The organism is Chengkuizengella marina, assembly GCF_009910845.1.
Lineage (GTDB): Bacteria > Bacillota > Bacilli > Paenibacillales > KCTC-33759 > Chengkuizengella > Chengkuizengella marina.
Map to the genome: position 1 here is coordinate 1 of NZ_SIJB01000045.1, position 12,094 is coordinate 12,094.

Here is a 12,094-nt window from a genome sequence, read left to right on the forward strand (position 1 = left end):
AGCTCTAGGAAAAGAAGAGATTCCATTTTCATTTAGTGATTATGAAATGGTGGATACAATTGCATAAAAGGAGAGGTATTGGCATGAGTAAAAAATTAACGCTAGCTGATTTACTAACAAAAAAGGAACAGTTGAAAAAGAAAAAGAAACGGACCATGGCTTTGTATATTGAGTCACTTGATGCTGAGATCGTCATTGAAGAACCAAGTCGTGCATTTGCGATGGAAGCAATAGAAATGGCACAAGATCAAACAAGAAGTGATCAGGCAGATGCACACGTAGTTTACAATTGCGTCATTGAACCTAATTTAAAAGATAAGGATTTACAAAAACAGTTTGAATGTGTAGAACCAACGGATATAGTAGATATCATTTTCAGATCTGGTGAAGTATCAGCGATTAGTGGACACGTCTTAGAGTTAGCTGGATATGGTCAGGGTGTTCAGAAAGTAGACAAAGAACTAAAAAACTAATCAGTAGTGATGAGGATTTCTATTTTCTTCATCACTACGTACAAAAAGGATTTACGTTGGAATATTTATTAAATTTGGATTTAACAACTAAGCGTTTTATGGTTCAGTCGATGGATCAGTATATCGATGAAGAAAGCAAGAAATGGGGAAGTTTATTTGCACCTACATTTCTACTTGGAAGAAGGTGAGGCGATATGGGGGCCAAAGACATATCAAAAACATTATCCCTAAAAGACAGAGTGAGTGGGACCTTAAGAAAAATCAGCAAAGAAACGGTGTCATATAAAAAGAACTTAAGAAATCTAAAACAATCTGCAAACAGTGCTTGGAGTGCTGTAAAAGTAGGTGCCGCAGCAGGAGCAGTTGCAGCTACGAGTGCAGCAGTTGGAATTGCCACATTAACCAACAGTATGATGGATTATGCTTTTGAAGTGGATAAATTTTCTCAAGTCATGGGGATGACTCGTAAAGAATATCAACAATGGGATTACGTCATGAAACAAGTTGGATACTCTGCTGAACAAGCGAATGGAGATTTAGCCGCACTTGGTGAAAAAGCAATGGACGCAGCGAATGGGGTCGGTGAAGGAGCCGAGTTTTTTGGCATGTTAGGGCTTCAAGTGACCGATACCAGTGGAAAATTAAAATCACAGGAACAAATATTCAGCGAAACGATTAAAGCATTGCAAGGAATGGAGGACATCACCAAAAGAAATGCGATTGCCTCAGCGCTACTCAGTACAACTGGGGAAGAATTAGTCCCCATTTTGAATATGACAGCAGAACAATTAGAGAACATGAAATCAAAAGCCAATATCATCGATGATAAAACCATAGAGAATAGTAAGAAATTAAAAACCTCTATGAAGGATTTAAAAATGGGACTGATGGGATTGTCAGCAGAACTTGCAGGTCCAGCTCTTCCTTATTTCAATCAAGGAGTTCAATGGCTCATAGATAAAATACCGAACCTAAAACAATTTGCATCGGATGCATTTATCACGATGAAAACAATCATTTCAGATAACATTGGAGTGCTTCATTTTTTAAAAGCTTCATTTTTAGGTATATATGATGCGACTTCTACTGTTTTTGGTTTTATTGTTGATCATGGGTCAAAAGTTTCCCCTCTTTTTTGGGGCATTGTGGGTGCATTAACTGTATACAAAACCATCACAACCATTCTTGCAGTAAAAACAGCAGCATGGACAGCCGCACAATGGGCACTGAACGTGGCACTAAATGCAAACCCCATCGGGATCATCGTTGGAGCCATAGGGTTGTTAATTACAGTAGGTGTTTTATTAGTTAAAAACTGGGATACCGTAAAGGTTGCGAGTCAATCCCTTTGGAATGGAATTGTAGGAGGTGCAGAGTGGATGGCAAATACAGTGATAAAAAGTATGAATTGGATGGTTGATAAAGCACTTAAGCCAATCAACAAAATGATTGATGGGTTAAATAACATACCAGGAGTAAAGATTAAACCAATTTCTTTTGGCGGACTTGATGAGGTGAGTTTTGGTGCAACTAAATTTTCAATTGATGAACCTATGAGAAATACAAATGAAACTTGGAAACATTACGCACTAGGGGATGATAACACAGGAGGAGATCAAACATTTACACTACCAGAGATTGAAACAAATTCAAGTGTAATGCAAGGGATGACTGCTGCATTGAAAGATAATACAAAAACAATGAAAGCTACTAAAGGTGGAGGAAGCACAATCAATATAACGGTAAATGGCAGTGATCTGACCGCAGAAGAGATAGCAGATAAACTTGTACCGCGCATTGAACGTAAACTATTTACCTAAAGGGGGTAATTGAATGATTTCAATATTTTTATCTATAAACAATAACGAAGAAGTCATTGAATTACCTGTTATTCCTGAAAAACTAGAGAATGATTCCCCTTTTAATAATGATGCATTTGAAGGAATGGAACAGGAATTAAATTTAATTGGTACTCGTGGCAACAAAACAATGAGTATTGATAGTTTTTTTCCTGTTACGGATTATCCATTTCTTAAGTCAAGAGAATTATGGGGAATGGAATATGTTGAGACGATTGAAAGATGGCGTGATCGTAGGTATCCATTGAGGTTGATTATCGCAAATACAAACCCCAAAGGATATGCTGTAAATTTAGCTGTAACAATAGATGATTTCAGCTATGGGGTTGGTAAGAGCGAAGATATTGAATATAGTTTATCCTTGCGTGAATTTCCTATCATAAGGGTGGGTGGTTAGTTGTGTTTAAGTTAACTCTAATTAAACCTACTGTACAATATGATATTACTACACTTGTTGGTGGTTTTTCTTGGGATAGTGAATTTACAGTAACATCCACATTAGAGTTTGATGTAGTTAACGGTGATACACGATTCTTTCCCAAAAACCCTTGTGATGTGGGAGATATGGTGATTTTATCAAAAGGTGAAGAAGAAATATTTAGAGGTATTCTTACTGAAGAAGAAAAAAAAGGTAGGGATGCGATTACGTATCGAGCGAATGATTTTTCATGGTATTTAGGTCAATCCAAGTCTGTGTATCAATTTAATGGTATCTCTGCAACAGACGCAATTACAAGAATTTTAAACGATTTTGGTATTTCAATTGGTTCGATATTAACAATGCCAACTGTTATTGATAAAATTTATATCCTAGAAACCCCAGGTAAGATCATTCAAGATATCATCGACAAAGTAGGAAAACATGAAGGGTATGCTATCAATGGGGAAATGAGAGAGGGGAAACTTTATCTCGAAAAACGAAATGACTTGTTGATTGAAGGACAATTTAAATTAACGGAGGACTCTAATTATAACGTGACTGATGCAATTGGTGATCCACAGCGCAAAAGAAGCATTGAAGAAATGCGAAACCGTATCAAATTAATTGTAGATGATGAAGAAACCGAATATGAAATTACTGCAGAAGCAGAAGATAATAGTTTGATAGAGCGTTATGGATTGATAGAGGAAACCATAAAAATAGATGCAGAAGATGCAGCTAAAAGTAGACAGGTCGTAAAGAATTTACTAAGACAGCTGGGAAGAGTGCATGAGACAGTAAGAATAAAACTGATGGGCGACATACGATTTAAGTCGGGTCGTCTTTTTGATGTTATTGAACCTGTGACTGGTATTAATAATCGTTTTATGATTGTGTCAGTAAAGCATCAAGTGTCAAACCAAATACACACAATGGAGTTAGAATTAGTCTTACCAGAGGGTGTGGCGTAATGAAGAACATTGATAAACTAGCTCAAATGTTTAAGGACAGAGAGAATCGAGATCACATTGGTATGACTACAGGAGAAGTCATTGCTGTTTCTCCATTACGTATAAGTTACGGTCAAAGTGTAATTTTAGAATCTCGTCATTTAGTTATTTCTAAAACATTTTATAATAGTCATGCAGAAAAGGGGGATAAGGTCATGATGATGCCCGACAATGAACTTAAAAAATGGTATGTGATTGATACGGTGGTGAGCATGTGAGTTTACCTAAAATAGCAGCATTGGAATTTGAAATTAAACAGACAAATGAAGTTGAAAGTGTGCATAAAACATACGTGTGGGATTATGAGACAAGGGACTTGAAAGTAGTAAGTGGAAAACTTGTTGAAGCTACAAAAATTGAATACGTGAAAGAATGGTGTAAAAAAGCGCTCAGTACAATAAAATATACCTCTATTTATGATAATGCCGAATATGGAAGTGAACACCACTCCCTAATTGGGAGCACATTTAAAGCTGAGTTCCTAAAATCAGAAATAGAGCGAATGATTAAAGAGGCTTTATTACAAAATAACTCCATTACAAGAGTGGATTCATTTTCTTTATCTCAATCCGGATCATGGTTAACTATAAGTTTTAGTGTCCATAGTATTTATGGAACGTTAGAGCAGGAGGTGAAGATTTGAAGAATAGAAATGAAATTCATGAGGAAATGCTTGCCAATATCAGTGATGACTATGATAAAACAGTTGGGACGTTTATCTATGATGCAACGAAACCTGCAGCAATAGAATTTGAAAATGCTTATGCTGATTTGAATAGGGTTGAGGGAAAGTTGAGTATTGAGAATTTAGAAGGTGTTGAATTAGAACAGAGAATTAATGAAAGGGCAGGGATTGAACGTAAGCCAGCAACAAACGCAGTAGGTTATTTATTAGTTGAAGGGAATGGAGAGATTGCTAATGGGGATTTGTTTGAAACAGGTTCAGGGGTACAGTTCGAATCAACTGAAACAAAAGCAATCAATGGAAGTGATGTTGTAAATATAAGATCCATAGAACCAGGTGAGGTCGGTAACGTACCATCAAATCAGATAACGTTAGTTCCTGTAACAATCTCTGGCATAACCTCAATAAATAATCCAAATCCTACAGCAGATGGGTTTGAAGCCGAATCTGATGCAGAATTACTTGAAAGATATTACGATAAAATACAAACACCTAGTACAAGCGGAAATAAAGCACATTATATCAACTGGGCGAGGGAAGTATCAGGTGTAGGAGATGCAAGAGTTTTTCCTTTATGGGACGGTGATAACACTGTGAAAGTAATGGTTATAGACTCTAACATGCATCCTGCTAGTCAAAATATTATTGATGAAGTGCAACAATATATAGATCCAGATGTAACAGGCATGGGGGAAGGACAGGCACCTATAGGAGCATTTGCAACAATAGATACTGCTACAGCCATTGAAGTTAATATTCAATTCTCAGTCACAACAGAGGTTGGTTATAGTGAGGGCGATGTTATTGAAAGTGTTTCGAACTCTATTTCTGATTATCTTCAACAAATTGCTTTTGATGAAGAATACGTATCTTATGCCATGATCGGAAACCTAGTACTTACGAGTGAAGGGGTTAAAGATTATTTGAATTTAACAGTAAATGGTGGAGCCAACAACATTAGTGTTAGTGAAACAGAGGTTGCTATATTGGGAGGGGTCAACATTGTCTGAAATGATGAACCACCTTCCTATTTTTATGCGAAAAAGCAAGGTTTTTTTAGAACTTTTTAATGCTGAAGAACAAGAGTTTAACCAACTAAATGTTGTTAGAGAGGATTTGCAGAGTCAACTTTCAGTGGATACAGCTACATGGGGATTAGATATTTATGAGAAAGAATTAAAAATCAAAACGGATAAAACAAAAACATTTGAAGAAAGACGAAGTGTAATCAAATCCAAGTGGCGAGGCTTTGGTAAAGCTGATTCTAAACTCATACAATTGGTTGCTGAATCCTTTATGAATGGGCAAGTAGAGGTTAGATATGAAAATCCCAATGGGGAACCCAATCCTCCTTATTCCATCATTGTAAAATTTATAGGAACTCGTGGGGTGCCTACTAACCTTGAAGATTTACAGAATCTAATTGAGGAAATCAAGCCAGCACATAAGGGTATAGAATTTGAATTCACGTATATAACTTGGAATGAATTAGAGCGAGGTACTTTTACTTGGAATGACATAGACTCGATGGATTTAACTCGTAATGAGTTCGAAACTTTGAAAGTAGAGTAAAAAAGGAAGTGAAATGAATGCCAGAACAAAGCAAGAACTATTCATTACCTAAACCACTTGGACATGAATATATGAATAGAGAAATCCACAATGATCTAATTGATTCTATCGATGGTGCCATTAAGCAAGCAGAAGATACTGCAAAAAATCATACAGATGAACTCGTAGATCAGGCAGAGATCAATGTTAAGGACTCACAAGCAGAAACAACTAGAAATGCAATCCACAGTGGCTTTATGAATCTAAGTGATCTTGATTTATCAGAACCTACCAAAATCACATTACTAAAAGAAGAAAAAGCCAACATTAATGGATATATATTGACTATCCCAGAAGGTACAGAAATTGAACTACCAGAAGCACCAACAGATGGTAAACGTGAGGACTTAGTTTTCCTTGAAGCTTGGTTCCCTATAGAGGGTAATGGATATGATATGAGTCGGAGATTTAGAACTGTTGTAGGAGTGGATGTTTTTGATGAAAGTAATTTTGAAGATGGTTTTCCTATCGCATACAATGTTGGTTATGATTATGGCTTTCAAGGAGGTAAAACATACGCTATCCCACAAGGAGGTAACAACGAACCATTAAACGGGGATTCATATTTATACAATTTTTCTAGGTCTGACGATTCTCAAACACAAAATGTAAAGATGCCAAAGTCTCATGATCGAGGTTTATATTTAACGGGACGACCTGATGATACCTCTAAATACATCCTCCAAACCGCAGACGGATATGTCTATGCTATCCCTATGTTTCGTATTAAACGTAGAAATAGTGGAGGATATAGTGTCAGCAATGGGAATGGGGCTAGGGAGTGGTTTGGTGTAAACCTAGCATCAACTTACATTGCTAACACATACGAGCTACATGTTACTGATGCAAGTAATTATATGATTGGCGATTATGTATATTTAGGTACAGGTTATAAAGATATTAAAATATTATCTATTGACTATGAAAGCAACAAACTTACTGTAGATAAAACATGGCATTACGATTTATCAACCTCTACTTTTGTAAGGTTAGAATCAGACCGCCCAGACAACCTATACTCCAACATCATAGATCAACGTGACATCATGGACCTACGTCACAAAGTATCCCTTACAAGTGTAGATTACAACAAAGTCATGCAAGAAGAATTTAATTGTTTGCTAGAGGGTAAAAACGGAAATGTTGAGATGAAAAAAGAGTATTTTGGGTTGGAGAAAGCACCGAGTTATATTGAACCTGAGTTGCAGAGTGTAAAAGTGAAAGGTAATGATGGAGTTACTAGGGAATTAACGAACATACTAGGGGATGCTAGTTTTAGAGATAATGATTTGGGGCTCTGGTCGAAGATGAATGGTAGCTATGATTATACTATAAGTTTTGAACCTTCTAATTCAAAGGAGTATAACAGTGTGGTTTTAACATCCCACAGTGCAGATCCTACTACATCTAGATGTGTTTTTCGTTCGAATGTAAGTCTGAGTGAAAACCAACATTATATTTTTATATCTGATGTAGAAATAAACGATGGAGCTAGGGGAGAAATGAGAATTGCAGCTAGTAACGATATTACTTTATTGACTGGAAAATTTGAAACAAGTGGAAAGTATTATTTAAAGTTTTATAATGAAAGTGCCATTAATGATGGATGGACAGGGGTATACAACCGCACTGAAGTTGGAGAAGATGGAAAAACGATAAAAGTAAATGGGATGCGTCTTTATGAAATAGACCAAGAAACCTACAACAAAATAGATGTTGATCCTGAATTCACAGGTGAGGAATTAGTGAAAAAACTTCCTTATGTGAATAGTTATCCTAATGTTGTTGAGAATTTGTTACCTAATTTTGATGAGGGTTGGAATGACTATTCTTCAGGAAAAGGAATTATTTTGGACAGTTTACATGTGAAATTTGAAAGTGATACTAGTATTAATCGACACTATACATTTTTTGTTCCAGTACAGGAAGGAATAGAGTATGGAATATTAACCGGTTCTGAATATGAAGAATCAGGTGCAAAAGCTTACTTTTATTTTAACAATGCGACAGCCGAAGAAAACCCTAGTACGAGTAGAAGGATAACGGAGTCTATTCAAAATGGATTATCAGTCATCGCTCCAATTGGAAGTAAATATGCAGAGTGCGTTGTCCTGAATGTCTCAGGCACAGGAGACTCAGAACTTTTAAGATTACCGATATTTTACAAAGTGGAATATGGAAAAATACCTTATTCTTTAATACCACACGGTAAATGGTACATCCCATATGATTACATCAACGGCGATGTGAATACTAGATTCGATCTAACCGACCAAAAACGCATCCTATCCGATGCACAAACAAGTCAAAAAGTGTCCGATAAAATAGAAGTTTTATCTAATGACCATTTAAAGCATTTTGAAGTGATTCAAAGTGTTGAAGGTGTTTGGAGTGTTGGAGATACAATTAAGATTAATGGTTATGACGGTATTGTTAGTGGTGTGATTGATGTGGATACCGCATTAACTAGGGTAATTAGCTATGCAGATGGTCAAACTCACAAAGATTTAACTTTAGACTCTACAAAATTCACATTAACTGATGTGTCGAAACTCTCCATAGGAGACACTTATAATCTTTGGCAACCAGACTACGAAATAGATTACAGTTTAACCATTACTGTAATTGATATAGACGTTGACAATAATATTATTTCAACGGATGTAGAATACAACAGTTCTGACATAAGTACCTATTGGATAGTAGAAACCACAACAGACACATCAACACCAGTAGTGAAAGCAGATGGAATAAGTGGAACATGGACAAATCTAGCAACGAGTGAAGCAACTTATATTATTGACACAGTACCAAGCGATAATACAGTAGATATTTTGATTGAATATAGTGTTAACTATGCAGGTGGGGACGGAATTGAGCATGTGCCAACGGAAGTGTTGGAAGGTGAAGTGAATAGGCAGAAGGTTGTTAGGTCTGAAGATGGGATTGTCACGATTAAGGTTAATTTTGAGGGGAAAACAGCGGGTAATACGGACTTAAATCCTCATTCTTTTTGGCACAAACATTATGAAGGTTTAGCTTCTCCTGACATGTTTATAACTGAACTACCACAAGCATCATATAATCAAATTTCGAGTTTAGATGAAGAACTTGCTATTTCTCAAATTTTAGAGGAAGGAAAGCAAGCAGAAAAGTTATTCAGATTCAACGTCATTCGAGTGATTCAAGACAAACTAGGCGAAGGCTTTTTTGAAGGTTGCGTGACGATTGAGGATAAGATACAAAGAGCGAAAGATCAAATTGAAATCATAATATGTAATTGGTGGGGTTATGGTGAGAACCCAGGTGGGTTTAATGCAAACTTTGCAATTCGGAGAACAGAATCGTCTGAATGGGAAAATAGAGATAGTCATACTAGTAGTGATGTATCAGATTTATTAGCTTCCACAGGTAATATGGATGTTCGAATAGATGACAATGGTTTTGTACATTTCCTAGCCTACACAGACCCAAGTGATGGAGTAACCCCATCGACTTTATACACTAACCATGTAGAACTTGAAATTCAAATCGATGTATCAGAACTTGGGTATAATGTGTTAGTTCCTGAAAAACAGTTTCCAGTGTTAACAGAGAATTTATTGACTGCTAATCAAGCGCTTCCTGTGGATTTGGAAGGATATAAAGAGAATCATTTAGATGAAGCGACCAATGAAATATCAGATTTTGGCGTAATAAAAACATCTATAGTTGATGGATCAAGTGGGGCTGGATGGTATCATGCGGTTCAAACACCTGTCATTCCAAATGTAACATATACAATGTCTGCTGAAATCAGAAGTGCTAGTGATGTAGATGCAGCTTTGAGAACTGAATTAAGATTGGGGAATGAAAATGTAAATGTTGATTTATATAGTGGAACACTACCCACGGAATGGACTAAGGTATCAAGATCATTTACTGTAACAAATGAAAATACTGCATTTAGGTTTGTTTTTTACCTTCTTGGTACTGAGAGTGGAACCGTTTCATATGAAGCAAGAAATTTTAAACTAGAGAAAGGCATCAATCCTAACTCTACATGGACACCAGGAAGAAAATCAAAAACCACGTTGAACTATCTTGGAAAAGTTGTAGGGGATGATGTTAGTGTCCCTCATAAATTTTACAGGGGAACTAGGACAACCCAAGATGATCCCTCAACTTATACAGCAGAAAATTCTAGTGAAAATTACAATTCAATAAGTAAATTAGATGGGATTTTGTATCCATATACTACCTCTACAGAAGGTAATTACGCACAGCATGTATTCGAATTCGACCTATCTCACTTAGGGTTATCCCTATTCGAGCTAAAAGATAAATTTCGTAAACTTACTGTTTCATGGACTGGATACGGTCAAGGGGATAATGGAAGTGGATTAGCTTATGGAGTTGTACTCGATTGGTGGGTTGATAATAATAACTGGTGGAATCCAAATTATGATGGCAATAAACACTCATCCGATTCACCACAAACTATAACAGTAAGCAATTCATCTGTTTATGGATCAGATATCTATCGATTGATCACAAACAACCAAAAAGTATACATCCTAGTCGAGAGTATACATCCAGCAGGAGCGAACTCAGACAGTATTGTATCTACTGTCTATATCAAGCTAGACGTGGAACTATCCGAAGAAGTAGATTATATAAAATCCAACATCGTTAAAGTACGTAAAGAAACAAAGGAGATAAAGCTAGAATATCCAATTACAGATCACCGCACAGGAATAACTGATAGTGTGGCTCTTTGGTATGATCATATGCCAGTACCTAAACCATTGGAAACTACCGAAGATGTGACGGTATTGTCTGAATTAGGAGATATATTAATTTCAGACTTATCTAGTGCAGTGGGAGATAAGCAAGGTACTCACCATTGGATGAATCCACTCTACAGAGTTGGGAATGATAGCTTAAACGTATTTGGTGAATTTGGTTTTGCAAACATTCCACTTGCTGCAGATTCAAAAAATGCAAACGTAGGAAAGTCTATTCAAATCAATGGATCAGGATTTAGAGACTTTTTTATCACTCAATATGGAATTTCCACATTACAAAAGCCGATGGTTGGAATTATCGGTAATTTGGTGATGCATGAAAATGAGATCAAATTACTAGTTGTCAGTATCTACAACGAAACTGGATTGATAGATACAAGTCAAAATGGTGTATGTTTACTGTTACCGATTAAAGGTAAACCACTAGTTAAGTTAGAGGAAGGAGAGCGTAATTCAGCAATCACACCGAATGCATGGAGAACGCAAACAGGAGAGATACAGGGATACTTAGATCAGAACGGTGAGCTAATATTGACGTATCAATAGGGGGTGGTACTTTGGATTTCTCAGGGAATTTTTTGGACTTTAGTAGTGAAAAGGATGAATTAAACACATCGACACAACCAGATTCATCCTATGTGAATATTGATCTTTTTAACGATAACTATGCAAGGATTACACTGGATTTTTCAATAGATCAGTCTGTTTATAGAAAAATCACATCATATAATTTCACTCCACCTTACACAAGTGATGATTATGTAGATTCCGTAGAAATCAATGCTTATGATCGTGAAGGTGATAAATTAGCCATTTATAAGAGTGAAAGTGATTATACCAGTGAAAGAAATTATAGTGGTGACGTAAATAATTTACCTCCAAATTGTGTCCGTATAAGTTGTGAAGTCATTTTTGTAGATCCAGGAAGCACTTATCGTTTTACTAACACTCATAGAGGAAATTGGTTCTTACAGGTAGAGGATAAAGTGGTTTCCCCACCTACTAACTTAAGGGTTACAGTAAACACAGGGAGTAGCATTTCTTTAGCATGGGATCAACCCATAGATTTACTAGATTTTGTTGGATATAAGGTGGGATACGGCGCTGAAACAATCACAACAAATGATACATCGGCTACGTTTAATGTGCTTGAGGGTGAAACTTATACCTTTACCGTTACAGCGTATGATATTTACGATGATGAATCTACAGGCATAGAAACTATCATAACAGCATTAGATGAACCTC

11 protein-coding genes are annotated in these 12,094 nt (G+C 36.3%); all 11 read left to right on the forward strand.

Annotated features, from left to right (window positions below; all coding sequences use genetic code 11):
* The first annotated feature begins 83 nt into the window (after positions 1 to 83).
* Positions 84 to 473: a phage tail assembly chaperone gene (locus ERL59_RS18450; protein WP_160647720.1), complete on the forward strand. Its 390-nt coding sequence runs from the start codon at positions 84 to 86 to the stop codon at positions 471 to 473.
* 56 nt (positions 474 to 529) lie between these two features.
* Positions 530 to 661: a hypothetical protein gene (locus ERL59_RS21345; RefSeq protein ID WP_268894523.1), complete on the forward strand. Its 132-nt coding sequence runs from the start codon at positions 530 to 532 to the stop codon at positions 659 to 661.
* A 6-nt stretch (positions 662 to 667) separates the two neighbouring features.
* Positions 668 to 2,293 carry a phage tail tape measure protein gene (locus ERL59_RS18460; protein ID WP_160647721.1) on the forward strand — a complete coding sequence of 542 codons (1,626 nt, stop codon included), beginning with the start codon at positions 668 to 670 and terminating at the stop codon, positions 2,291 to 2,293.
* Positions 2,294 to 2,306: 13 nt separating this feature from the next.
* Positions 2,307 to 2,729, forward strand: coding sequence for a hypothetical protein (locus ERL59_RS18465; RefSeq protein ID WP_160647722.1), 423 nt, complete (start codon positions 2,307 to 2,309; stop codon positions 2,727 to 2,729).
* 2 nt (positions 2,730 to 2,731) lie between these two features.
* Positions 2,732 to 3,724, forward strand: coding sequence for an XkdQ/YqbQ family protein (locus ERL59_RS18470; RefSeq protein WP_160647723.1), 993 nt, complete (start codon positions 2,732 to 2,734; stop codon positions 3,722 to 3,724).
* Entirely contained in the window at positions 3,724 to 3,981 is a 258-nt protein-coding gene (locus ERL59_RS18475; protein WP_160647724.1) for a DUF2577 family protein, read from the forward strand. The genes ERL59_RS18470 and ERL59_RS18475 overlap by 1 nt, the downstream gene beginning before the upstream one ends.
* Positions 3,978 to 4,406 carry a DUF2634 domain-containing protein gene (locus ERL59_RS18480; RefSeq protein ID WP_160647725.1) on the forward strand — a complete coding sequence of 143 codons (429 nt, stop codon included), beginning with the start codon at positions 3,978 to 3,980 and terminating at the stop codon, positions 4,404 to 4,406. Before ERL59_RS18475 ends, ERL59_RS18480 begins: the two co-directional genes overlap by 4 nt.
* Positions 4,403 to 5,458, forward strand: coding sequence for a baseplate J/gp47 family protein (locus tag ERL59_RS18485; protein ID WP_235929952.1), 1,056 nt, complete (start codon positions 4,403 to 4,405; stop codon positions 5,456 to 5,458). Before ERL59_RS18480 ends, ERL59_RS18485 begins: the two co-directional genes overlap by 4 nt.
* Before the next feature lies 1 nt (position 5,459).
* The gene (locus tag ERL59_RS18490) at positions 5,460 to 6,020 is read left to right on the forward strand and encodes a putative phage tail protein (protein ID WP_235929953.1); all 561 of its coding nucleotides are present in this window, start codon (positions 5,460 to 5,462) and stop codon (positions 6,018 to 6,020) included.
* Positions 6,021 to 6,037: 17 nt separating this feature from the next.
* Positions 6,038 to 11,392, forward strand: coding sequence for a carbohydrate binding domain-containing protein (locus tag ERL59_RS18495; RefSeq protein WP_160647727.1), 5,355 nt, complete (start codon positions 6,038 to 6,040; stop codon positions 11,390 to 11,392).
* An 11-nt stretch (positions 11,393 to 11,403) separates the two neighbouring features.
* The coding region (locus ERL59_RS18500; RefSeq protein WP_160647728.1) for a fibronectin type III domain-containing protein at positions 11,404 to 12,094 on the forward strand (691 nt) is incomplete at its 3' end.

Excerpts from the sequence above, each read along its gene's own strand:
- ERL59_RS18450 (WP_160647720.1), top strand. The coding sequence starts at position 84 with ATGAGTAAAAAATTAACGCTAGCTGATTTACTAACAAAAAAGGAACAG.
- ERL59_RS18460 (WP_160647721.1), top strand. The coding sequence starts at position 668 with ATGGGGGCCAAAGACATATCAAAAACATTATCCCTAAAAGACAGAGTG.
- ERL59_RS18465 (WP_160647722.1), top strand. The coding sequence starts at position 2,307 with ATGATTTCAATATTTTTATCTATAAACAATAACGAAGAAGTCATTGAA.
- ERL59_RS18475 (WP_160647724.1), top strand. The coding sequence starts at position 3,724 with ATGAAGAACATTGATAAACTAGCTCAAATGTTTAAGGACAGAGAGAAT.
- ERL59_RS18490 (WP_235929953.1), top strand. The coding sequence starts at position 5,460 with ATGATGAACCACCTTCCTATTTTTATGCGAAAAAGCAAGGTTTTTTTA.
- ERL59_RS18495 (WP_160647727.1), top strand. The coding sequence starts at position 6,038 with ATGCCAGAACAAAGCAAGAACTATTCATTACCTAAACCACTTGGACAT.